Origin of the sequence: Marinilactibacillus psychrotolerans (assembly GCF_900101525.1) — a bacterium.
Taxonomy (GTDB): domain Bacteria; phylum Bacillota; class Bacilli; order Lactobacillales; family Carnobacteriaceae_A; genus Marinilactibacillus; species Marinilactibacillus psychrotolerans.
Map to the genome: position 1 here is coordinate 22657 of NZ_FMZD01000004.1, position 24981 is coordinate 47637.

Here is a 24981-nt window from a genome sequence, read left to right on the forward strand (position 1 = left end):
CTGTACATAATCGTGTAAGAACTTCCAACGTTATGTAAGCGATAGCATTCCGCTATTGTAGCCCATATAATAAAGGTGTATTAAATGTCCGGGCAAATTTAGCAAAGGAAGGGATAAAAATGAAAAACAAGAAAAAAGTAAGTTTTTGGGAGTTTTTTCAGGGTTTAGGTAAAACATTCATGTTACCTGTAGCATTGCTTGCATTTATGGGACTTTTACTTGGGATCGGTAGTTCATTCTCAGGAGAATCAACGATTGATGCATTACCATTTTTAGGAAATCGATTTTTACAAATAATTTTCCGCTTTATGTCAACAATTGGAGCATTTGCATTTAGTTATTTACCAGTGATGTTTGCAATGGCAATTCCATTAGGACTAGTAAGAAAAGAAAAAGGAATTGCTGCTTTTTCAGGATTTGTAGGCTATACGATTATGAACTTATCCATAAATTTTTATTTGACAGAAAATAATTTACTGGCTGATCCAGAAGCATTAAGAGAAGCTGGACAAGGAATGGTTTTTGGAATTCAGACAATCGAAATGGGGGTTCTTGGTGGAATCATTGCTGGGTTAGTAGTTTACCAACTTCATAAGCGTTTCTATACTATTCAACTTCCAGATAGTCTTTCCTTCTTTTCAGGAGTAAGGTTTGTTCCCATTATCACTTCTTTAGTCTTAGCGGTTGTGGGGTTGATTATACCGATCATTTGGCCAGTATTTGCGGTAGTAATTACCGGAATCGGTACATTGATTCAAAGTGCTGGAGTATTTGGACCTTTTCTGTTTGGTGCGGGGGAGCGATTGCTATTACCATTTGGATTACATCATATCCTAGTGGCTATGGTGCGATTCACAGAAGCAGGTGGATCAGCAATTATAGATGGTAATCAAGTATTTGGAGCATTAAATATCTTTTACGCTGAGTTACAGCAAGGAATTCCGATATCAGGAGATGCAACGGCGTTCCTTTCGCAAGGGAAAATGCCTACATTTATTTTTGGGTTGCCTGCTGCTGCCTTAGCTATGTATCATGCAGCAACGCCTGAAAATAGGCATAAAATAAAAGGACTATTGATATCAGGTGTTGTAGCAACAGCAGTTACGGGTATTACAGAACCAATAGAATTTCTCTTCTTGTTTATAAGTCCTTTACTCTGGATCTTCCATGTTATTATGACTGGTTTAGGATTTATGATTATGCCGTTAGTGGGCGTTGTCATTGGGAATACAGATGGAGGATTACTCGATTTTCTTATTTTCGGTGTTATGCAAGGAAATTATACTAGGTGGTGGATGGTTCTTGTAATAGGTGCAATCTGGTTTGCGATTTATTATTTTGTATTTAAGACAGTTATTCTAAAATTTGACTTAAAGACTCCTGGACGAGAAAAACTTACAGATGAAACAGAATACACGGAAGAAGAAACGCATTACAAGAAAAAAGGAAGCTACCATGTGCCCGAAATGATTGATGCTTTAGGTGGGGCGCAAAATATTGAAGTAGTGGATAATTGTATTACTCGCTTAAGATTAGTTTTGAAACAGGGTGCCATCGTTGATGATAATAAACTTAAAGAACTGGGGGCTTTAGGAGTTGTTCATCTCGGAGAGAATAATGTACAAGTTATCATAGGGACTAAGGTAACGAGTGTCAGAAATGAATTAGATTCATTGTTATATGATTAGGAAGGAGAAAAAGTGTGTGGATTTCAATCAGATAGTCGATCGAAAGGGTACTCATTGTACACAATGGGATTATATTGAAGACAGATTTGGAGAAAATAATCTTTTACCATTTACTATTTCTGACACAGACTTTATGTTGCCGGGGGAAGTTAGACATACTTTATCTAAAAGGCTTGAACATGGGATTTTTGGCTATACTAGGTGGAATCATCAAGCATTCCAAGAAGCAGTTTTGAAGTGGTATCGGAATAGATTTAATTTAGAAATAAAAAAAGAATGGCTGAATTACAGTCCGTCAGTTATTTATAGTATTTCATTATTGATTGATATGCACTCTGACAAACAAGATGGTGTTATTGTACAAACGCCAGCATACGACGCATTTTTCAAAACGATTGTAGGAAACCAGCGCAAACTTATTGAGAACCCATTACTTTATCAAAATGGACTATACTCTATCAACTTTATTGAACTGGAAACAAAGCTATCAGATCCACAAAATAAAATACTGTTGTTATGCTCTCCCCATAATCCAACTGGAAGAGTGTGGGAAAAGGAAGAGTTAAAGAAAATCGTAGAATTATGTAAGAAGTACCAAGTATTCTTAATATCGGATGAAATCCATATGGATATAGTAAGAAAAGAATATTCTCATCATCCCATTCTGGAACTTTCTGAGCAAAATGTTGCTATTGTAACTTCAGGATCTAAAACATTCAACTTTCCAGGTTTAATTTTTTCCTACGTCCTTTTGCCTAGTGAAACGGATAGGAAAGCATTTAGATATAGATTGAAAAATAGAGACGGGCTCTCTTCTGCAAGTACTTTAGGTCTTGAAGCCACCATTTCTGCCTATGACAACTGTGAAAATTGGGTAGAAGAATTGAATGAGTATATTGATGGAAATATTGAATATGTAAAGAAAGAATTGTTAAAAAAAATGTCTACTATAAAAGTAGTGGAATCACATTCTACCTACTTAATGTGGCTGGATATGACAAATTATCCAGGAACAATGGAAGAAATTCAAAAAAAGTTACTAGAAATTGGTCAAGTAGCTATAATGGACGGTGGAGTATACGGAGGAAACGGAAGGAACTTTTTACGACTCAATGTCGGGTGTCCTAGAGACAAAGTGGTAGATGGACTCCATCGATTAATTAAAAGTTTAAATTAAATAGAATAGAGTATTTATTTTTCGGATAGACACAGTGGGCTATATATCTGTGTCTATCCGAAATTTTTTGTCTAAAAGTTTAAGATATGTAAATAATCTAACTAAAAAAGTTCATCACAATTTATATAAAAGCGGTTTCTTTTATTTGTGATCAACCTACGCAATAAGTTGAATAATAGTGATAAAATAAGTTTAGAAGTAAAAGGATAGGAGGTGAGAAAATGGATCAATTAGCATTAGAAATTATAGCGAATACCTTAGTTAGAAATGAAGTAACAATTCATACAATCGCTCGATCTTTAGGAATAACAGAAAATAAAGTGATCTTAAGTATCGATAGAATTAATTCTGAAGAAGAAAGACCAGTCATAAAGTATCAAAAAGAAAAAATATATTTTTCTCAAGAACAAGTTGAAAAGTACTATCATATATCAAAAAAAGAAGGGTTCCTGCAGTACTCAATTTCACTAAGAAGAATGTTGCTTATTCTTTTGCTGGCATTAAAAGAAAGCTCTTATTCCTTACAAGACTTAGCAGAACAGATGAAAGTAAGTAAGAATACTATCGTTTCAGATTTGAATACCTTAAAAAGCGATTTGGAAGAGAAAGAGTGTAGATTATTTTACTCGAGAAAAGATGGCTATAGTTTAGAAGGTGAGGAACTAATAGTAAGGAAACTTTTAGTGGAGACAGTAAACAAAATATTTAATATTCCTGTCGGAAAATATTTATTATTTGAAGAAGGTCTATTGGATGCTAATGAAGTCATTTTTCTACAAAAGAGACTTCAAAAAGTAGAAGAACGTCTGAATATATTATTATCTGATGAAATGGTTGAGGTATTACCTTATACGGCCTATTCCATTGTTCAGAGGAAAAAGAATACGAATAGTTCCTGTTCCCTTACTACGGAAATAAAAGCTGTAACAAATTCAAGAGAATATGAAACAATTATTTCTGCTTTCTGGAATTACGATTTTTTAGATGAAGATGATTTAATCTATTTAGCTGTATTAGTTCTATCATCTAATATGATAAATTCTGAGTTCACTGTCTATAATACGGATGCACTAGATCAAACGATTACGTGTTTCATCGCAACCATCGAAAGTAAGTTAGCTATTCAATTCTCCAATGTGGAACAATTGAAAAAGGTATTATTGCAGCATATACGTCCAGCACTTTTTAGAGCAGAGTTAGGTATTTCAATCGTTAATCCATTGACAAAACAGTTTAAAGAAGAGTATCGGTCGATATATAGGTTAGTCAAACAGGAAATGACAATGTTTGATGCTTTTGTTCCAAACCCCTTTTCTGAAGACGAAACAGCGTTTATTGCAATGATCGTATTAAGTAATATTATGGAATACTCTAAACAAAAGGAAGATAAACCGTTCAAAGCAGTAGTTGTATGTAAAAGTGGAACGAGTATTTCTAAAATGTTGCTTGGTTTGCTAGAAGAATTGTTTCCATTTATCTCATTTAAAGGAACATATTCTGCAAGACAATTTGAAAGTAGTGTTATAGAAGCTGACTTTATTTTTTCAACGGTTCCTCTTAATACGGATCAAGAGGTTTTACTGGTCTCTTCTTATATGAATTATAGAGATCGTGTAGAGTTAAAAGAACGCGTAGATAGAAAGATTGAAGAGAATACCGTTAGAAAAGCAAGATATATTCTTTCTTACCTTGGAGATTATCTAAAGCAGGAAAAAGAAAAGGAAGCAATAGATACTTTATCAAAGTTTTTAGCAGAAGATCAGGTCGAAGAAGAGAAAGAACAAGAAAAATCAGAAGACTTAATTATAGATGACTGTCAGATATCTATTATTGATGAAAAATGGGAATGGGAAGATTGTATAGAGAAAGCATTTAATCCGATTTCTAATAGGGGAAATATTAACCAGCAGTATATCGAAACATGTAAAAAGGCATTTGCAGTTTCGTATAAAACCATGCTGATTGGACCACAGGTATTACTTCCTCATGTGGGATTCGAAGAAGGTGTTCAGAAAATGGATGTACAGATTTCTATACTCAAACATCCCATAGTAGATCCAGATGGAGAAAAGTATCAGGTGATTGTAGCGCTAGCACCAGGTCAACATAATGAACACGTGAACTGGCTGATGAGATTAAATGAAAAGTTTGTCTCTGAACATTTAAAAGAAAAGTTGTTATCTGCTGCTGATTCAGTAGAAGCAATGAATTTTATAGAAGGGAAGACAATAGATGGAATACGCTGAATTATTTCGAGAAGATCTCATACAACTAAATGCTGTTTTCAGAGACAGAAATGAACTATTTGAGACAATTTATAAAAAATTATTAGAGAAAGAACTAGTAAAAAACACTTTTTTGAAAGCGGTTGAGAATAGAGAGGAGAATTATCCTACTGGCTTACAATTTGAAAATTTATCAATAGCCATTCCTCATACAGATGTAAAACATATTGAACAACCATTTGTTTATATCTGTACTTTGGAAAAACCCATTCCTTTTATACAAATGGGAACAAGTGATACTTTAGTCGAAGCAGAAGTGATTTTAGTATTAGGAATTAAGGAACCAAAAGAACAAGTAGGCATGTTATCTCGGTTGATGGAAATATTCAGTAATAAAGAGTTTATAAAAGCGTTTAAAAATACAGATAGTGAAAGCGAAATCCTTGCACTATTTAAAAAGGAAATGGAAAGAACTGTTGAGTAAGGAACTAAATGAATAGAGAGAAAGAATGGAGGAAGGTAAAATGGATTGGGCATTGTCAGCATTACAATGGTTTGTAGATCTTGGAGCAGTTGTCGTATTACCCATATTGATTTTTATTTTTGGAATAGTGTTGGGAGCAAAGTGGGGTAAAGCTTTTATTTCAGCGTTAACAGTTGGTATCGGATTTATTGGATTGAATTTAGTTATTGATTTATTGACGAATAACTTAGGACCAGCAGCCCAACAAATGGTTGAACGTTTTGGATTGAACTTAACCGTAATTGATGTAGGATGGCCAGCCGCGGCAGCAATCTCATATGGATCAATTTTAGGAACATTAGCGATTCCAATTGGTGTAGCTATTAATGTAGTATTACTGATTTTTGGGTTAACTAAAACGCTAAATGTTGATATTTGGAATATTTGGCACGCTGCATTTATTGCATCTTTAGTATATGCATTGACAAATAATTTCTTAATGGGCATTTTGGCAACAGTCGTTTACATCATGATGATTTTGTTATTCGGGGACTTACTAGGTCCAATTATCAAAAAGTTCTATGGATTTCCAAATTTAACTTTTCCACACGGAACAGCAGCACCAGGATTTATTATTGCACTGCCTTTTGAATGGTTATTTAACCGTATACCAGGTATTAAAAACTGGAAAGCTGATCCAGATACCATCCAAGACAAATTCGGTGTATTCGGAAATTCAGCAGTTGTCGGATTTATAATTGGTTTAGCTATTGGACTTTTAGCAGGGTACGATGTAGCGGCTTTAGGACAACTAGCTGTAAGTACAGCCGCAGTTATGATTTTATTACCACGAATGGTTGCACTATTGATGGAAGGGTTAACACCAATTTCTGAAGCAGCGAATGAATTTGTTAAGAAACGTTTTCCTGGAAGAGAGTTATATATCGGAATGGACGCAGCCTTATCAGTTGGACATCCAGCTGTATTATCTTCAAGTCTATTATTAGTTCCGATTACAATTTTCTTAGCCGTTATTTTACCAGGAAATAGTACGATTCCTTTTGGGGATTTAGCTACAATTCCTTTCTTAGTGTGTTTAATGGCACCAGTGTTTAATGGGAATATTATACGAACGGTTATCGCAGGTACATTTTATATGGTAAGTGTATTGTATATTACTTCTTGGGTCGCACCTTTAGTGACACAAGCTGCAATATCTGCTAATTTCGATTTAGAAGGAAATTCTGCCATTACTGCTTTAGCAGAAGGTGGATTGTGGACTACAGGCATGTATGTTGGAATTACACAACTAATGGGCTGGATCGGATTAACAGTCATTGGATTAATCGTACTGGGCGGATTGTATTACGTAAATAAAGTTCTACCAGGTAAAAAGGCAGATTTAAAAGATATTAATGAATCATAATAGAAAAGGGGAAAACTGATGAAAAAATTATTGATCATGTGTGGAACAGGTGTAGCAACATCGACGGTAGTAACGAATAAAATAAAAGTCTGGTTAAAAGAAAAAGGATTAGAATCAGACGTCAAATTATATCAATCTAAAATAGCTGATGAAGTAAACAAACTAGATGAATACGATGTAGTACTCAGTACAACAGTTGTTCCAGATCGAGTAAAAGATAAAGTCATTAGCGGCGTTCCTATGTTGACTGGAATGGGAACAGAGGAAATGTATGATGAAATTGAAAGACAAATTCGTGAAAGTTAGGTGACAAAGGATGTTGGTAACTTCAACAAATTTATTTCAAAAAGCACAAAAGAATAGCTATGCGATCCCAGCAACGAACTTTATTGATTTGGACTCCGCCAGAACCTTCGTAAATACTGCTGAAAAACTAAGGAAACCTTTGATATTGCCATTTGCACAGGCTCATGCAGAAGTGCTTCCATTAGAAGAAGCCGCATTGATTGGTAAATACTTTGCAGAAAAAAGTAAGATGCCAGTGGTCCTGCATTTGGATCATGGAGAAGATATTGACTTTATTGAACGTGCCGTTCAGTTAGGTTTTACATCTGTCATGATTGATGCTTCTCAGGAAAAACTAGATGAAAATATTCGTAAAACCAGAGAAGTCGTTAATCTTGCACGTTTAAATGGAGTGGTTGTAGAAGCTGAGATTGGACATGTAGGGTCTGGAATCAATTATGAGAATCATGACCATACTGATAGTATCTATACAGAAGTAGAAGATGCCGTTCACTTTGTGGAGTCAACTAAAGTAGATTCCTTAGCCGTTTCGATTGGAACAGCCCATGGAATCTATAAAGGAGAGCCGCACATCAATTTTGAACGTCTGGATGAAATTACAGCAGCATTACAAATTCCTTTAGTCTTACATGGTGGATCTTCCTCTGGAGATGAAAACCTAGCTAGATGTGCGAAGAGCGGTATCTGTAAAATTAACATTTTTACGGATTTTATCAGTGGAGCATTGAAAGCTATTGAGGAAGAAAGACCTGAAGATTATCTTTCATTAAAACAACTATCCAATCAAGCCATGGAAAAAGTACTCACACATTATTTTGATCTTTTTAAAACAATGTCAGTGGAGGAATTTAAATGAGCAAAAGGAAATTGCGCAAACCGTTTTTTGTAGTGAATCCAAAAGCGTACTTGTATGGAGAAGAATCACTTAAGCTAGCAAAAGCAGTTGACCAATTGGCTGAAAAGTATGATGTGGATATTCTTTTTACTGTGCAACACGTAGATGCATACAGAATCAGGCAAGAAACATCAAACATTATAGTGACGGTTCAACACATGGATTCTTTAGAAGCCGGCAGAGGTATGGGCTATATACTAGGAGAGGCGTTGGTTGACGCTGGTGTAGAAGCAACCTTTTTAAATCATGCCGAGCATCCAGTGCAAGTCAATGAACTGGTTGCAACGATTAAACGAGCAAAAGAACTAGATCTCCTAACTATTGTATGTGCAGATTCAATGGCTGAAGCGAGAGCCATCGCTTCTTTAGGGCCGGATATTATGGTATGCGAGCCGACAGAATTGATTGGAACAGGAAAAGTCAGCGATGTCAGCTATATGAAAGAGACAAATCAAGCTGTGAAAGAGGCGAACGCAACGGTTCAGGTCCTTCAAGCTGCTGGGATAAGTACAGTAGAAGATGTCAGACAGGCAATTGAATCTGGAGCAGAGGGTACGGGAGGAACAAGTGGCATTATTAAAGCAACTGACCCAGTGGCTACAGTAGAAGCTATGCTGCAAGAATTAGTGAAATGGAAGGACTGATTAAATGATTGTCACAGATAAACTAACCTTACACTCTAATGGAAAGCGAGTTACCTACCATAATATTACAAATGAAGTAAAGCGTATATTAGAAACAAGCGAAATACAAAATGGAGTGTGTGTCATTCAATCTCCACATACAACCTGTTCTGTCATTTTTGAAGAATTTGTTCATGATTTGGATTTTAATGGAGATGAGTATCTGCAAGTGGACTTAAATCGAATATTAGATCAAATCATCCCTAGAGAATTAAGTGAAAACACCGATTATCGCTATCCTGGTCAAAAACATGTTGATTTTCTGATGGGAATGAATGATCCGAATTACCCAGCAGATCCAGGAACTATTTTAAATGGAGATGCACACATTCGAGCTTCCTTTTTCGGAGCCAGTGAATCACTGATCATTAAAGAGGGAGATTTGCAAATTGGCACCGTCGGTTCAATCTATTTCATTGACTTTGATCAAAATAGAGAAAGAGATAGAACTTGCCATGTAATGATTATGGGCGAATAAAAATAAAACTCTTATACAGATTGATGCAGCAGATAGTAATATGTGATGCAGGACCTGTGTAAGAGTTTTTATTATAAATTACAAGTAATCGGCAAAATCATTAAAGTTTGTAATGATCCCATCATAACTTAATTTATTTTGGTCGAAATGCGGTTGATTGTGGCCTTCTGGATCAATTGCAATAATTGTCCCAATTCCAGCATTCATAGCCGCTTTCAGACCAGAAATAGCATCTTCAATTACTAGACAATCTTTCGGAAGTAAATTTAATCTTTGAGCGGCTAAAATAAAAATGTCTGGACACGGTTTACCAGGAAAAGAACCATCATCATATACTATTTTATTTTTATCAAACCAGCGATCCAAGTTAAAAAGGCTATAATAAAATTCCAAATTTTGTTTTGGGCTCGCTGTTGCTATTGTCATGGGCGTGTTTCGTTGATGTAAATTATTTAGTATTTCTTCCAGCCCTTCAGTTAAAGCAAGGTCAGGCTGATTAAGAACGAGTTTTCTATAGTATGCTTCTTTTTCATTTGATAGGAGAATTATTTTTTCTTGTGATAGCGATCCATTCAAAAAATAGGTTAAAATTTTATCGTTTGTTTGCCCATGGATTTTATGTAGTATATCTTCGTTTGTAACAACTTTAGTCGAGTATTTCTTTATAATATAAATCCATGCTTGCTCATGAAAAGGTGAATCTTGAAACATCGTACCATTAAAATCAAAAATGATTCCTTTCATTTTGGGCCCCTCCAAATTATATAGTGTTTTTTTCAGCTAACGCTCATCCGGTACTATTAAAATTTATTTTAACATATATCAGAAGTATTAGTTGCAAGCTGAAAGGATAAAGTGAATCGTAAAGTAAAAAGGGTAAAATATAAAGACCTTTCCCAAGTGAATTATTCCACAAGGAAAAGGTCTTTACTTAATGAGCCATTATTCTGATCTTAAAGCGATTGCTGCATCTTTCTTCGCTGCCATACGAGCTGGTATGTGACCACCAAGCATCGTCAGAACTGTTGAAATAACGATCAACAGAATTGCGTGAAGCGGATTTAATTGAGCTACGTTCTCTAAATCAGTTACTTGGTATAAAACATAATTTGTCGGGAAAGTTACCAACCAGGCAATTAAGACACCAAGGGTTCCAGAAGTAACACCTAATATACAGGTTTCAGCATCAAATACACGAGTAACATCTTTCTTACGAGCACCTAAAGCTTTTAAAACACCAATTTCTTTAGTTCTTTCAATAACGGAAGTGTAGGTAATGATACTGATCATAATCATGCTAGTGATTAACGAAATAGCTGCAAATGCAATCAGTACATACGTAATAGCATCCATCAGCCCGCCAGTCAATTCAGTCATGGTTCCTGCTAAATCTTGATAAACGATTTGATCGTCTTCTGATAAATCTTCATTATATTCATCCAGATAATTTAATACTTCTTCTTTATCCTCAAAGTTATTAGGATAAATCATAATACTTGAAGGCATACTTTCTCCACCTAAATAAGTCATTAAAGATCCTTTTGTTGTTTCATCAACAGGTTCACCGGTCATAACATTAATATCGCTGTCTTCTTGTGCTTGGACAATAGCAGAATTTTGATTTTGTTCAATAATATCAGTTGTAAGATCATTGCTATAGGCAATGCCAGGCGCCAGTAAGTCCATTGTGGAACTTTCTTTTACGCGCAAGATACCAGAAACAGTTATTGTTTGATTATTTTCATTATCGAATATACTTTGATAATCTGTATTAGGGACAAATCCACCAGTAGGTAGTTCAGTATAGTAATCGTTGTTAGCTACTAAATCGATTGTTGTACCAACAATGTCCTTAAAATTCAGCTCATCCCCCGATTCAAGTTCAAAACCCAAATTTTCCAAAGCATGGATGTTTGTTGTGTTAGTTTCGTCAACGATCAGCACAACATCTGTTGGAGATTTAGGATATTTACCCTCTAGCAATGAATAGTTATCTTCCAAGAAGTTCCCATTACTATCATCTAGTTGTGTTGGGAAAGTTGAAACACCAATACCAGTTGAAGTTGACAAAGCACTTGTGATTGCTGAACTACTATCGTTAGAACCAGCATTAGAGAATGAAACGGGCTCTACTTCACCATCAACTTCTCTTAAAAGATTCATTCCAATAGATCTAGTGAATCCAACATTATTACTTAGACCAGGATCGATATTTTCAATGTAGTCAACGTATTCTTCATCAATATTGTTTATATGCTGAATCTGTTCTTGATCACTTTGTTCAGCAGTAACCGTTTCTGTGTCAGGATACTCTTCGGTTTCTTCCTCTTCAGTGTCTCCAACCGAACTTCGGTCTGTTGTTACACTTGAAATAGTGATGGGGAATTGAGCCAACGTTTCTGATTGAGTCTGATCGATTTGTATCTGAAAACCATTAGATAACGCCAGTACAATTGCAATACCGATAATTCCAATGCTGGAGGCAAATGAAGTCAGGATCGTACGTCCTTTTTTTGTTCGGATATTATTAAAAGATAATTTAAGAGCAGTAAAAAACGTCATTTTAGTTTGTTTTAAATTGAACTGATCTGTCTGAACTTGTTCAGTATATGGATTAGAATCACTTAAAATTTTACCATCTTCAAATTCAATGATTCTATCAGTATATTTATGAGCCAGTTCAGGGTTATGTGTTACCATAACTACTAGTTTCTCGTTCGATAATTCTTTTATCAAATCCATGATTTGAATACTGGTTTCAGTATCTAGCGCGCCTGTAGGTTCATCACAAAGGAGGATATCCGGATCATTAGCTAAAGCACGTGCGATTGCTACACGCTGCATTTGCCCACCAGAGAGTTGAGTGGGTTTTTTATTCATATGATCTTTTAATCCAACTCGAGTTAAAGCATTTTCTGCTTTCTCACGTTTTTCTTCTTTAGACACACCGCTTAATGTCATTCCTAATTCGACGTTATCAATAATGCCGAGATGACCAATCAGGTTATAATTTTGGAAAACAAACCCGATAGAATTGTTACGGTAAGCATCCCAATCTCTATCTTTAAAGGTTTTAGTCGACTTGCCATTAATGATCATATCACCTGAATCATATTGATCCAGTCCACCGATCACATTCAACATCGTTGTTTTACCAGAACCGCTTGGGCCTAATATTGCTACAAATTCTTGTTTTCTAAAAGCAACGGAAACGTCATCTAATGCTTTTGTGGTAGTTTCACCGACTTTGTAATATTTCTTGATATTTTGTACTTCTAACATGCCTGATTCATTCCTTCACTGCGATTTTCTTTACTTATATAGATTTAGAATAGCACTCATCTATGAACTGAATATGAATTGAAAGAAATTTTTGTTAAAATATACAGGAATACAGATGCACGAGGGAGAAAAGTATGCAGTCTATTTTGATCGTAGAAGATAATGAAAATTTAATCGAGTTATATAAACAAGTTTTATCTAAAGCTGGATTTTTTGTTTTTTCAGCGCATGACGGGGAAGAAGCATTGAACTTAATGAAACATACACACCTTGATCTAATGGTTACGGATGTCATGATGCCCAAAATGGATGGATATGAACTAGCAGAATTCTTAAGAGAATTAGAAAATGAAATACCTATTTTGATGATTACCGCAAAAGGCTCTTTAGAAGACAAAAAAATCGGATTTCGTATTGGAATTGATGATTATATGGTCAAGCCAATTGATGTACAAGAAATGGTTTTACGTGTAGAAGCGCTTCTTAGAAGATCTAAAATGAATAAAGATCATAAATTAACGGTTGGGAACACAATTTTGAATCAGGATCAGTTGACTGTGACATCGGGATCAGAAATGATTGAGTTACCCAATAAGGAATTTCAGTTATTATATAAGTTACTGTCTAATTTAGAAAAAATTTTTACACGAAGACAATTGATGAATGACATCTGGGGTTTTGAGTCTGATACATATGAACGAACAGTAGATGTCCATATTAAAAGACTACGCAGTAGGTTTTCACGAAATACTGATTTTGGAATTATCACTATACGTGGATTAGGATATAAGGCGGTTTTGAAAAATGAAAAATAAAGTAACTTCACAATTATGGATCTATCTGACTCTGTTGATTTTTTTCTCATTAGTCCTGTCTACATTGGCTTTTTTCGCTTTGATGTATTTGCTGACGAGTCTACAGATTATTGATACAAATAATTTTAGATCCGTACCTATATTGCTTATTTTCGGAAGTTTCAGTATTTTAATTGGGACAATTGTATCAGCTTTTGTAGTACATAGAGTGCTGCATCCTATTATGATTTTACGGACCAACATGGAAAAAGTAGCCAAGAGAGATTTTACGATCCAGTTGAACCAGCATCAATCGATTAAAGAAGTTCAGAAACTTTATACATCATTTAATACGATGGTTAGAGAATTGAATAGTGTAGAAACCTTAAGAAACGAATTCACTACTACGGTATCACATGAATTCAAAACTCCGGTTTCGACTATTCAAGGATACGTGCAGTTACTCCAGAATTCAGAACTTTCTCAAGCGGAAGTACAGGATTACTATAAACGAATTTTGAATGGAACCCAGCAGTTGTCAACTTTATCAGACAACATTTTGAATCTGACAAAATTAAATAACGAAAACTTTGTATTAGATAAGAAAAATTTTCGGTTAGATGAACAGATAAGAGAAGTTATATTATTTCTACAGCCTAAGTGGGAAAAGAAACAATTAGAATGGATCTTTGATCTGGAAACAGTCAACATTGATGGAGACGAAGAATTCCTGCATCAGGTATGGTTGAACTTGATTGATAATGCAATCAAGTATAACAAAGTTGGTGGAATGGCAACAGTAACACTGACAAAAGACGATACAAACTGCTGCATCGAAATAAAAGATTCTGGAATCGGTATGACAGAAGAAACTACTCAAAAAATGTTTGAACGATTCTATCAAGAAGATACAACAAGAAAGACTCAAGGGAATGGATTAGGTCTGTCCCTGGTAAAAGAAATCATTGATTTGCATGAAGGTAAAATCATGGCCGAAAGCAAACCCGGATCTGGCACTAAGTTTTTTGTCCAGTTACCATTGTAAATAAAAGTGAAGCTGGAACAAAAGTCTCCTTCTAAGGAGGATTTGCCTAGCTAAATAAGTAGAAAGCCGTCAAACCAAGGACTAGAGTGGTTTGACGGTTATTTCTTTTTTTGCTAGTTTCTCCCCAGCCTTGCTTCTTTTAAGGCGCATAAGTTTACCAGGTAACAATTTTATCAACGATTTGTTGTTGTTCAGTAGAGGTTTTTCTTAGATAGATTCGAGTAGTTTCAATACTATCCTGTCCCATCAAATCCGCTAACAAAGCAATATCATTGTGATATAATAAAAAGTTCTTTGCAAACAGATGCCTAAAAGAATGTGGATAAACTACTTTAGGATCAACACCATATTTAGAGAAACGTTTGAACTTAATTCAACTTGATTTTATCAATAAATTTAGACAGGTTGAATACATTGAACCATTAAAAGATGAAGATATGGCAGCTGTTGTTCAAACAGTCGAAAACATATTTAAATTCTGAGAACTAAAAGATTCTGTTAATGGAGAAACCTGAGGTAAATAGCTTTTTTCATTAGCTTTTTAATTCATATGGATATTTATATAATGAAAATTTATTACTTCTTACTTAAAGAGTCCATCTGTAATCATCAAGTGTTGAGTGATATTTTTCCAGTCTTTCAATGTTTCAGCCTATTAAATAACAAAATTATTAAAAAGGATTTAATTATAGCAACAGTGTGCTAAGATAATCAGTAAAGCATACTTTTAAACCCAGAAAGGAAATTATATAGTATGAAGAAAATATACTTAGGCGGACCGCTTTTCAGTGAAATGGAAGCGAGTTATAATAAATTGCTGGCTAATGAAATTAGGAAAAAATTAAAGGTAGAGGTTTATAACCCTGTAGAGAACGAAGCAATTAATGATAAGTCGGGATATGCAGATAGTATCATGATTGCTGAGGGAGACAATGCTCATTTAGAAGCATCTGACATATTGGTAGCGTTACTGGATGGACCGGTGGTTGATCCTGGATTAGCTGCAGAGATTGGGTATTTTTATTCTATGAATAAACCAATCATTGCGCTTTATACAGATTCAAGACAAGGAAGCTTTGGGAACCAGCAGAAAATAGATGCGATCGACGATATTGCGGAATCGCAGTTTTCCTATGTTAATCTCTATATAGTGGGGTTAATAAAAAAAAGAGGATTTGTGTTAGATTCTAAAGAAAAACTACTAAATAAACTGGAAGAAATTTTGACAAATTAACAAAGAGGGATTATATGTTAAACAGTATCAATCAAACAATCTATAAAAAATGTTTATTTCCATTATTTTTTTCTCTATTTGGGTCTGTCTGGCTTTATTGTTGGAATTGGGATAAATCTGAAGTCTATTTTGAAATTGCTATCGGTATCTTGATCTTGGGTTTCTTTATTTATGCTTTGAGAAATATATGGATATATGCTGATCAGAATATAAGATCGAAACTATACAGAAATATAGCAGTTTTTGCTATAATGTTAAATCTTTCAACTTATGCAGTGTCTATTGTCTTTCAAGATGTGATTGCGTTTATATTTGCAATTTTTATGATGATTGGTTTCTGGAATATCATTACAAGGTAATATAAATAATCCTTTTTTATACTAACATTGTCATAGATAGAAAACGAACATAAAACCACAAACTTACTATTTGACCTTTTTTGACCTTTGGAGTACAATAGCTATAGTTTCATACAAAATGAATAATTAACTTATGTTAAAATAAATTTGAGTGAATTTAAGGAGGACATTACAAATGAATTTAGTACCAACAGTTATTGAACAATCACCCCGCGGTGAACGCGCATATGATATTTATTCCCGTTTACTGAAAGACCGTATTATAATGCTAGGCGGACCAATTGATGATCAAGTAGCAAACTCTGTGATCGCCCAATTATTATTCTTGGATGCTCAAGATCCAGAAAAAGATATCTACCTATATATTAATTCTCCAGGTGGTAGCGTAACAGCTGGATTAGCAATCTACGATACAATGAACTTTATTAAATCAGATGTTCAGACAATAGCAATTGGTTTAGCTGCTTCAATGGGAAGCTTTTTACTAGCAGCTGGCGAAAAAGGCAAACGTTTCGCACTTCCAAATGCTGAAATTATGATTCACCAACCATTAGGTGGCGCACAAGGGCAAGCTACTGAAATTGAAATTGCGGCTAAACACATCTTAAGAACTCGTGAGCGCCTAAATAACATTTTAGTAGAACAGACTGGACAACCTCTAGATGTTATTGAACGAGACACAGATCGTGATAACTTTATGATGGCTGAAGAAGCAAAAGACTACGGTTTAGTAGATGAAATAATGGATAGCGCAGCGGATTTAAATAAATAATCGAACATTTTTTAAAATGGATAAAAATGTACAAATAGAAACAGGACTTGCATTGAGTGCAGGTCCTGTTTTTTTACGTATGAAACGACTTTGTTCTATATAAGGTAATTCGATACAAGCTGGAAGATAAATCGGCTATTGAATTTGTTTCTTATGAACAGCCTTCTCACTGGTCATATATATAATAGAGCGTTATAATAAAAAGAGTTAAGAAATTCAAGAAGGGAGAGGATATGTTGGATGTTTCGAGTATCAATGCATCAGAAGTAACGACTGAAAGCGGTATACACCTCGGGAAAGGAAATGCGCCAGTCAAAATAGTCGAATTTTTAAATTTAAAGTGTCCTTTTTGCAGACAATGGTGGAAAAATGCAACCCCACTTTTAGATTCTTATGTAGAAGAAGGAAAAGTTGAAAGAATCATAAAATTGTTTGATAAAGAAAAACCAAGTTTGAGAAAGGGTAATGTGATCCATCGTTATCTTGACTACAATAATGCAGATAAAACGAAAGAAGACCTTTCTTATTTTCTTGAACATCAAACTGAATGGGGAAGCTTAAAAGAGCCAGAGGTGGCAGAATATGCTGTTTCGAAAAGGAACTTGCAAGTGCAAGAAAATTTGGCAGATGCAGAAATGATTATAGCCGAAGCAGAAAAAGCGAATGTTCAACTCGTTCCTACTGTCTTTATAGATAATTATATTTTTGATGAACATATTTCAAATGAAGAGTTGAAAGAAATCATTGAAACAAGATTGAATCGAAGTAGTTCAAATAGTCTTCATGGGAAATGATTGGACATAAAACGTCCCTTTAATTTATACCTACGGGTTGAAAAATGCCCCGCATGTTGGTATAATTAACTCGCAATCAAATAAGAAGTGTTAACAAGATCGCAACAATAAATTCTTTTATAATTACCTATGAAGGACAAAGAATTTAATCTGTATGCAGTATGAACGCTAGCACTTTTTCGCTGCGAACTTTTTGCACTTTCGATCGAGAAAGTTTTCTCAATAGTACAGGTGTAGATGCAGCCGAGAAAGAAGGTCTAGAATGCTGTCAGTTATTGAAAAAGTTGCGCCAGATATATTTCAGACTTTAAAAAGACGCTATCACATATTGAAGCAGATTGAAAAATCTGGGCCGATAGGGAGACGTTCGCTTGCAGGTCGACTTGGATTCACTGAACGGATTTTAAGAAGTGAAGTAGAAATTCTGCGTAATCAGGGATTGATCAAAATTTCTTCAGCTGGAATGGAATGTACTTCCAGTGGGATTGAAATCTATCGTCAGCTCGAACGTATGATGGGGCAACACGTCAGATCAAAAGATCAGGAAACTAGATTGGCTCATACATTAAAAATTAGTCATTGTATTATTGTTCCTGGAAATTCTGATGAAGATACCCGCATACTGGAAGACATGGGACATGCTGCAATTAAGGCTCTGGATTTTCTTTTACCTGTTGGAAAGAATGTTGTCGCCGTGATGGGTGGGACGACAATGGTAGAAGTTGCTCATGCAATGGATGAGAAATTTGGAGAAAATCGACAGTTACTCTTTGTTCCTGCTCGTGGCGGGTTAGGAGAATCGGTCGACATTCAAGCGAATGTTATTGCAGAAACGATGGCTAGAAAATCTGGCGGAAAGAGCAGGGCACTATATGCGCCTGATCATGTTCGCTCAGATACCTATTCACTTTTGTCAGAAGAACCTGAAATCAAAGAAACACTTCAATTAGTTGAAAATGCTTCTTTAGTTTTGTACAGTATAGGTAGTGCTTTTGAAATGGCAGAACGTCGTGGAATGAATGATGCAAAACTTCGTTTGTTAAAAGAGAAAAATGCGATCGCTGAGGCATTTGGAGAGTTCGTTAACCCTAAAGGAGAGATTGTTTACAAACTCTCTCGTATTGGCTTGCAATCAAGTCAAATGGGACGGATTCCTCACGTAGTGGCGGTAGCAGGCGGAAGACGCAAAGCTAAAGCAATTGAAGCTTATGTAAAAACTGTCCCTCCGCATACATGGTTAGTAACGGATGAGGCAGCAGCTAACGAGATTTTAAATGGGGGAAACCCCTTAAAATAGAAACGAAAATTTAAGGAGGAAACAATAATGTCAAAGAAAGTAGCAATTAATGGGTTTGGACGTATTGGACGTTTAGCTCTACGTAGAATCTTAGAATCAGATACAAACCTAGAGGTCGTAGCAATCAACGACTTAACAGATAATGAGGATCTAGCTTATTTATTGAAATATGACACTGCGCAAGGACGTTTCCCACACGAAGTAGAAGTTAAAGATAATGCAATTTATGTTGCTGGAAATGAAATCAAAGCTTTTGCTGAAAAAGATGCTAGTCAATTACCATGGGGTGATTTAGGAATCGATATCGTATTAGAATGTACTGGTTTCTATACTTCACCAGAAAAATCTCAAGCTCATATCGATGCCGGAGCAAAACGTGTATTGATTTCAGCACCAGCTTCAGGCGATCTTAAAACAATCGTATTTGGTGTTAACCATGAAACAGTTGAATCAGATGACAAAATCGTTTCAGCAGCTTCATGTACAACAAACTGCTTGTCTCCAATGGTCAACGTATTAAACAAAGAATTCGGACTTGATCACGGATTAATGAGCACAGTACATGCTTATACTTCAACTCAAACATTACAAGACTCACCAGGTGGACGTAAGAGTCGTGCTGGAGCTCAAAATGCTATCCCAGCTTCAACTGGAGCAGCAAAAGCAGTTGGAAAAGTTATTCCTGAAGTAGATGGAAAAGTTGACGGAACAGCTGTAAGAATTCCAGTAGTAACTGGATCAATGGTTGAATTATACTCTGTATTGAATAAAGAAGTAACTGTTGAAGCAATCAACTCAGCAATGAAAGATTACGCTTCAGATGCTTACTTGTATAACGAAGATGAAATTGTCTCTTCAGATATTATTGGTGTTCCTGCTGGATCAGTATTCGATGCAACTCAAACAAAAATCATCGAAGGTAACGCTGGCCAACTAGTTAAAACTGTTGCTTGGTATGATAACGAGTATGGTTTTACTGGAAATATGGTTAGAACATTAGACTATATGGCAAATCTATAAAATTATAATTTAAGTGTTTCAAACTTAATTGATTAGCGTCGATTAAGATAAAAAAATAAAGCTTTCAATTTTCTAAGGAGGAAATTGTATTATGTCAGTAAAAGTAGCTATTAACGGATTTGGACGTATTGGACGTTTAGCATTCCGTCGTATTAACGAAGTTGAAGGATTAGAAGTTGTTGCAGTAAACGACTTGACAGATCCAAATATGTTGGTTCACTTGCTTAAATACGATACAACTCAAGGACGCTTCAATGGTGAAGTAACTGTCGGCGACGGCAAATTCACTGTAGACGGACGCGATGTTAAAGTATTAAGCGAACGTAATCCTGAAGATCTTCCATGGGGAGACCTTGGAGTAGATATCGTTCTTGAATGTACAGGATTCTTTACTTCTCAAGAAAAAGCTGGATTACACCTTAAAGCTGGAGCAAAACGTGTAGTTGTTTCTGCACCTGCAACTGGCGATGTTAAAACAATCGTTTATAACACTAACCACGAAACTTTAGATGGATCAGAAACAGTTATTTCTGGTGCTTCATGTACAACAAACTGTTTAGCACCAATGGCTAAAGCATTAAACGACAAGTTTGGAATCGAAACTGGTTTAATGACTACTATCCATGCTTATACTGGAGACCAAATGACACTTGATGGACCACACCCTAAAGGTGACTTCCGTCGTGCTCGTGCTGCTGCAGCAAACATTGTTCCTAATTCAACTGGTGCTGCTAAAGCAATCGGTCTAGTGTTGCCTGAATTACAAGGTAAATTAGATGGAGCAGCTCAACGTGTACCAGTTCCTGCTGGATCATTGACTGAATTACAAGTTATTCTTTCTAAAGAAGTAACTGCTGAAGAAGTTAACGCAGCAATGAAAGAAGTAGCAAATGAGTCTTATGGTTATACTGAAGACCCAATTGTTTCTTCTGACATTTTAGGAATGACTTATGGTTCATTATTCGATGCAACTCAAACAAAAGTTATTTCTGCTGGCGGAAAACAATTAGTTAAAACTGTTTCTTGGTATGACAATGAAATGTCATATACTGCTCAATTAGTTCGTACTCTTGAATACTTCGCTTCTTTATAAGAAGAAAAGCGTAAAGATACACTAACTGATCATTAACTGAACAGAACAAGAATGAATAAGCGGGGGAGCACTCACTCTATGCGATAAACTATGGTAAAAGAATGTGATTAACGATTACAGTCGTTTTAACAGATCTCTTTTCTATAATATATCGCTTTAGTATCGCGCTTCCCTGCTTTTTATTTTGTTTAATAAACAGTTAGACTGGCTACCCATTTATTGACATAATCTATTATAGATTGTCGTATTTTTGAATTTAAAGAACTTGAAAATAATTTAATCAAAGGAAGGTAGACTATTAATGCCTAAAAAGACAGTAAAAGATCTAGCACTTAAAGGTAAAAAAGTATTAGTACGTGCTGATTTCAACGTACCTATGAAAGATGGAAAAATCTCAAACGATAACCGTATCCAAGCAGCTTTACCAACTATTAAATATGTACTAGAGCAAGGCGGAAAAGCAATCGTATTTTCTCACCTTGGCCGTGTGAAAACTGAAGAGGACAAGGCTGGTTTATCTCTAGCACCTGTTGCTGAGCGCCTAGGCGAATTATTAAACAAAGAAGTTAAATTCGTAGCTCAAACTCGTGGAGAAGAACTAGAAACTGCTGTTGCCGGACTTTCAGAAGGCGAAGTATTAATGTTTGAAAATACTCGTTTTGAAGATGTAGATGGCAAAAAAGAAAGTAAAAACGATCCAGAATTAGGAAAATATTGGGCTAGCTTAGGGGACGTATTTGTAAATGATGCATTTGGTACGGCTCACCGTGCACACGCTTCTAACGTTGGGATTGCTTCTAACGTTGAATCAGCAGCTGGTTTCTTAGTAGAAAAAGAAATCAACTTTATCGGTGGAGCAGTTGATGAACCTAAACGTCCATTCGTTGCGATCTTAGGTGGCGCAAAAGTTTCAGATAAAATCGGTGTAATTGAAAACTTGCTTTCTAAAGCTGACAAAGTTTTAATCGGTGGCGGAATGACTTATACATTCTACAAAGCTTTAGGAAAAAACATTGGTAGTTCACTACTTGAAGAAGACAAAGTTTCTTTAGCAAAAGAATTGATTGAAAAAGCTGGAGATAAATTAGTTCTTCCTGTTGATTCTGTTGTAGCTGCTGAGTTCTCTAATAATGTAGAAACTGAAGTAGTAGAAGGCAATATTCCTGAAGGTAAAATGGGCTTAGACATTGGGCCTAAGACAGTTGAATTATTCTCTAAAGAGCTTGCAGGCGCAAAAACAGTCGTTTGGAATGGCCCAATGGGCGTATTTGAAATGTCTAACTTTGCTAAAGGAACAAGTGCTATCTGTGAAACCCTAGCTAAACTAGATGATGCAACAACAATCATTGGTGGTGGAGATTCAGCAACTGCTGCACAACAACTTGGTTTTGAAGATGACTTTAGTCATATTTCTACTGGTGGAGGAGCTTCACTAGAATACCTTGAAGGTAAAGAATTACCAGGAATCGCTGCAATCTCAGATAAGTAATTTAGTTTAAAATGAAACACTTAAAGCGTACAATAAGGGTAGCTGCGGTAATGAAACTTACCGCAACACTCTTTCTGATATGAATCAGAAAATACTAATCGAAAGAAGGAATGTAATATGCGTAAACCTATTATTGCTGGTAACTGGAAAATGAATAAAACAGCTACTGAAGCGGCATCATTCATCGAAGAGGTTAAAAATAATATCCCTTCTTCAGATAAAGTAGATGCTGTAATCGGTGCACCTAATTTATTTACTCAAAGCTTACTTGACATGACTGCTGACTCAGAACTTAAGATTGCAGCTCAAAACTGCTATTTTGAAGACGAAGGTGCGTTCACTGGAGAAACTTCTCCTGCTGCCTTAGCTGATTTAGGTACACAATATGTCATTATTGGACACTCTGAGCGTCGTGAATACTTTGGCGAAACAGATGAAGACGTAAATAAAAAAGCTCATGCAATCTTTAACCACGGTATGATTCCAATTATCTGTGTTGGAGAAACATTAGAACAAAAAGAAGCTGGACAAACAAATGAATTAGTTGCGGATCAAGTAACGAAAGCATTAAAAGGTCTATCTGATGAACAAATTAAAACTTCTGTTATTGCTTATGAACCAATCTGGGCAATCGGAACAGGTAAAACAGCTACTGCAGAAGATGCTAACAACACCATTTCTGTAGTTCGTCAAACTGTAGCAAAACTTTACAGTGATGTAGTAGCGGATGCAGTTCGTATCCAATATGGTGGTTCTGTAAAACCTGCTAATATCGCTGAACTAATGGCACAACCTGATATTGATGGTGCATTAGTTGGTGGAGCTAGTTTAGAAGCAGATTCATTCTTGAAATTATTGGAGGCGGCTAAGTAATATGAGTAAAGCACCTGTAGCGATTATCATCTTAGACGGATTCGGATGGAGACCTGATCAATACGGAAATGCAGTAGAACAAGCCAATAAACCAAATTTTGACCGTTTCTGGAAGACGTATCCTCATGCAACTTTACAAGCTTCCGGTTTACCTGTAGGACTGCCTGAAGGTCAAATGGGCAATTCTGAAGTTGGGCATACAAATATTGGCGCAGGGCGTATTGTCTATCAAAGTATCACTCGTATAGACAAAGCGATTGAAGATAAAGAATTACAGACAAATACTGCCTTAAACGGCGCCTTCGATCATGTAAAAGAAAATGATTCAGCCTTACACTTCTTTGGATTAATCTCTGATGGTGGCGTGCATAGTCATTCTCGTCATTTAACTTCTCTATTAAAAATAGCAAAAGAAAAGGGCATCAGCAAAGTTTATGTTCATGCATTTACTGATGGACGAGACGTTGCCCCTGATTCAGGAGCTGGATTTATTCAAGACTTGCAAAATGTTATGTCTGAACAAGGTGTGGGGGCAATTGCTTCTATATCTGGACGATTTTATGCAATGGACCGCGATAACCGTTGGCCACGTATTCAAAAAGCATACGACGCTATTTTTAATGGCGAAGGTGTGAAAGCAACTGATCCAGTAGAAGCTGTTAAGTCAAGCTACAAAAATGAGAAAATGGATGAATTCATTGTTCCTACTGTTATTGAAAAAGATGGTAAACCAGTTGGAACCGTTCAAGATAATGATGCAATCGTGTTCTTCAACTTCCGTCCTGACCGTGCAAGCGAACTTTCTCGTGCGATAACTGAACCAGACTTTGATGAGTTTGAGCGTAAAAACACACCAAAAAACATCAAATTTGTTACGATGACACAATATACTGCGGATATGAAAGCAGATGTTATGTTCCCTCCAGTTCATTTGAAAAATGTTATTGGAGAAGTACTATCTGATCATGGATTAACTCAATTACGCATTGCTGAAACTGAAAAATATCCACACGTTACTTTCTTTATGAATGGTGGGACAAATGATGAGTTTCCTGGAGAAAATCGTATTTTAATACCTTCTCCAAAAGTTGAAACGTATGATTTGAAACCAGAAATGAGTGCTTATGAAGTAACAGATGCATTGGTTGAAGATATTCAAAATGATAAACATGATGCCATCATCTTGAACTTTGCAAATCCGGATATGGTAGGCCACTCTGGTATGCTAGAACCAACAATCAAAGCGATTGAAGCAGTTGATGAAAATCTGGGTAGAGTCGTTGATTTGATCCTTGAAAAAGGTGGATCAGCTATTATCTTTGCGGATCATGGAAATGCAGATACTGAATTGACACCAGAAGGTAAACCACACACAGCTCACACAACTGTTCCTGTACCGGTAATCGTTACTAAACACAATATTCATTTACGTGAAGATGGTAAATTAGCTGACGTATCACCGACAATGCTTGAACTGTTGAATATTGAGAAACCTAAAGAGATGACTGGAGAAAGTCTGATCATTCAAGATAGATAATTACCAATGCAACACTTATGATGTATTTGACCACTTAAAAAAGTGAGTATA

The 24981-nt window shown here is 35.7% G+C and carries 23 protein-coding genes and 1 pseudogene; 21 read left to right on the forward strand and 3 right to left on the reverse strand.

The features are described from left to right. Positions 1 to 119 precede the first annotated feature (119 nt). The 9 genes from malX to BLT22_RS03000 all read left to right on the forward strand — a co-directional run bounded on the left by malX (position 120) and on the right by BLT22_RS03000 (position 9341). Positions 120 to 1688 (forward strand): maltose/glucose-specific PTS transporter subunit IIBC, encoded by a 1569-nt coding sequence (gene malX / locus BLT22_RS02960; RefSeq protein WP_091760527.1) that lies wholly within the window; start codon positions 120 to 122, stop codon positions 1686 to 1688. A gap of 16 nt (positions 1689 to 1704) precedes the next feature. Next, positions 1705 to 2865, forward strand: a complete 1161-nt coding sequence (locus BLT22_RS02965) for a MalY/PatB family protein (protein WP_371861795.1) — start codon at positions 1705 to 1707, stop codon at positions 2863 to 2865. A 221-nt stretch (positions 2866 to 3086) separates the two neighbouring features. After that, a complete protein-coding gene (locus BLT22_RS02970) occupies positions 3087 to 5111 on the forward strand; it encodes a BglG family transcription antiterminator (protein WP_091760533.1) in 2025 nt (674 codons plus the stop codon). Continuing rightward, the gene (locus BLT22_RS02975; protein ID WP_091760537.1) at positions 5098 to 5574 is read left to right on the forward strand and encodes a PTS sugar transporter subunit IIA; all 477 of its coding nucleotides are present in this window, start codon (positions 5098 to 5100) and stop codon (positions 5572 to 5574) included. Before BLT22_RS02970 ends, BLT22_RS02975 begins: the two co-directional genes overlap by 14 nt. 40 nt (positions 5575 to 5614) lie before the next feature. Further along, positions 5615 to 6979: a PTS galactitol transporter subunit IIC gene (locus BLT22_RS02980; RefSeq protein ID WP_091760541.1), complete on the forward strand. Its 1365-nt coding sequence runs from the start codon at positions 5615 to 5617 to the stop codon at positions 6977 to 6979. An 18-nt stretch (positions 6980 to 6997) separates the two neighbouring features. Beyond that, positions 6998 to 7285: a PTS sugar transporter subunit IIB gene (locus BLT22_RS02985; protein ID WP_091760544.1), complete on the forward strand. Its 288-nt coding sequence runs from the start codon at positions 6998 to 7000 to the stop codon at positions 7283 to 7285. Positions 7286 to 7295: 10 nt separating this feature from the next. Beyond that, positions 7296 to 8141, forward strand: a complete 846-nt coding sequence (locus BLT22_RS02990; RefSeq protein ID WP_091760547.1) for a class II fructose-bisphosphate aldolase — start codon at positions 7296 to 7298, stop codon at positions 8139 to 8141. Further along, positions 8138 to 8824 carry a triose-phosphate isomerase gene (locus BLT22_RS02995; RefSeq protein ID WP_091760551.1) on the forward strand — a complete coding sequence of 229 codons (687 nt, stop codon included), beginning with the start codon at positions 8138 to 8140 and terminating at the stop codon, positions 8822 to 8824. Before BLT22_RS02990 ends, BLT22_RS02995 begins: the two co-directional genes overlap by 4 nt. Positions 8825 to 8828: 4 nt before the next feature. Continuing rightward, on the forward strand, positions 8829 to 9341 hold the full coding sequence (locus BLT22_RS03000) for a YjbQ family protein (RefSeq protein WP_087057496.1): 513 nt from the start codon (positions 8829 to 8831) through the stop codon (positions 9339 to 9341). A gap of 78 nt (positions 9342 to 9419) precedes the next feature. On the opposite strand, the gene BLT22_RS03005 is transcribed toward BLT22_RS03000, so the two are convergent. Both BLT22_RS03005 and BLT22_RS03010 read right to left on the reverse strand, forming a co-directional pair. Then, entirely contained in the window at positions 9420 to 10085 is a 666-nt protein-coding gene (locus BLT22_RS03005; RefSeq protein WP_091760553.1) for an HAD family hydrolase, read from the reverse strand. Between the two features lie 198 nt (positions 10086 to 10283). After that, the gene (locus tag BLT22_RS03010) at positions 10284 to 12623 is read right to left on the reverse strand and encodes an ABC transporter ATP-binding protein/permease (RefSeq protein WP_091760556.1); all 2340 of its coding nucleotides are present in this window, start codon (positions 12621 to 12623) and stop codon (positions 10284 to 10286) included. A gap of 134 nt (positions 12624 to 12757) precedes the next feature. Between BLT22_RS03010 and BLT22_RS03015 the strand changes: the two genes are divergently transcribed. Then, on the forward strand, positions 12758 to 13438 hold the full coding sequence (locus BLT22_RS03015) for a response regulator transcription factor (RefSeq protein ID WP_091760558.1): 681 nt from the start codon (positions 12758 to 12760) through the stop codon (positions 13436 to 13438). After that, positions 13428 to 14462 (forward strand): sensor histidine kinase, encoded by a 1035-nt coding sequence (locus BLT22_RS03020; RefSeq protein ID WP_091760561.1) that lies wholly within the window; start codon positions 13428 to 13430, stop codon positions 14460 to 14462. The genes BLT22_RS03015 and BLT22_RS03020 overlap by 11 nt, the downstream gene beginning before the upstream one ends. 154 nt (positions 14463 to 14616) lie before the next feature. Here BLT22_RS03020 and BLT22_RS03025 read toward each other — a convergent pair. Next, a pseudogene (locus BLT22_RS03025) lies at positions 14617 to 14814 on the reverse strand (tyrosine-type recombinase/integrase); the annotation flags it as partial. 402 nt (positions 14815 to 15216) lie between these two features. On the opposite strand from BLT22_RS03025, the gene BLT22_RS03030 reads away from it, so the two are divergent. From BLT22_RS03030 to gpmI, 10 genes are all read left to right on the forward strand, one after another. Continuing rightward, positions 15217 to 15696: a nucleoside 2-deoxyribosyltransferase gene (locus BLT22_RS03030; RefSeq protein WP_091760567.1), complete on the forward strand. Its 480-nt coding sequence runs from the start codon at positions 15217 to 15219 to the stop codon at positions 15694 to 15696. Positions 15697 to 15710: 14 nt separating this feature from the next. After that, positions 15711 to 16055 carry a hypothetical protein gene (locus BLT22_RS03035; protein ID WP_091760569.1) on the forward strand — a complete coding sequence of 115 codons (345 nt, stop codon included), beginning with the start codon at positions 15711 to 15713 and terminating at the stop codon, positions 16053 to 16055. A 175-nt stretch (positions 16056 to 16230) separates the two neighbouring features. Further along, a complete protein-coding gene (gene clpP / locus BLT22_RS03040; protein ID WP_087057490.1) occupies positions 16231 to 16827 on the forward strand; it encodes an ATP-dependent Clp endopeptidase proteolytic subunit ClpP in 597 nt (198 codons plus the stop codon). A 233-nt stretch (positions 16828 to 17060) separates the two neighbouring features. Continuing rightward, a complete protein-coding gene (locus BLT22_RS03045) occupies positions 17061 to 17621 on the forward strand; it encodes a thioredoxin domain-containing protein (protein ID WP_236048841.1) in 561 nt (186 codons plus the stop codon). Positions 17622 to 17883: 262 nt separating this feature from the next. Further along, entirely contained in the window at positions 17884 to 18918 is a 1035-nt protein-coding gene (locus tag BLT22_RS03050; RefSeq protein ID WP_091760571.1) for a sugar-binding transcriptional regulator, read from the forward strand. A 27-nt stretch (positions 18919 to 18945) separates the two neighbouring features. Next, positions 18946 to 19938: a type I glyceraldehyde-3-phosphate dehydrogenase gene (gene gap / locus BLT22_RS03055; protein WP_087057488.1), complete on the forward strand. Its 993-nt coding sequence runs from the start codon at positions 18946 to 18948 to the stop codon at positions 19936 to 19938. Positions 19939 to 20029: 91 nt separating this feature from the next. Beyond that, positions 20030 to 21031: a type I glyceraldehyde-3-phosphate dehydrogenase gene (gene gap, locus BLT22_RS03060; protein ID WP_087057487.1), complete on the forward strand. Its 1002-nt coding sequence runs from the start codon at positions 20030 to 20032 to the stop codon at positions 21029 to 21031. A 301-nt stretch (positions 21032 to 21332) separates the two neighbouring features. Then, the gene (locus tag BLT22_RS03065; protein WP_091760574.1) at positions 21333 to 22520 is read left to right on the forward strand and encodes a phosphoglycerate kinase; all 1188 of its coding nucleotides are present in this window, start codon (positions 21333 to 21335) and stop codon (positions 22518 to 22520) included. A 117-nt stretch (positions 22521 to 22637) separates the two neighbouring features. Continuing rightward, positions 22638 to 23393 carry a triose-phosphate isomerase gene (tpiA, locus tag BLT22_RS03070; protein WP_087057485.1) on the forward strand — a complete coding sequence of 252 codons (756 nt, stop codon included), beginning with the start codon at positions 22638 to 22640 and terminating at the stop codon, positions 23391 to 23393. Between the two features lies 1 nt (position 23394). Next, complete coding sequence (gene gpmI, locus BLT22_RS03075) at positions 23395 to 24930, forward strand: 2,3-bisphosphoglycerate-independent phosphoglycerate mutase (RefSeq protein ID WP_091760576.1); 1536 nt, start codon at positions 23395 to 23397, stop codon at positions 24928 to 24930. The last annotated feature ends 51 nt before the right edge of the window (positions 24931 to 24981 follow it).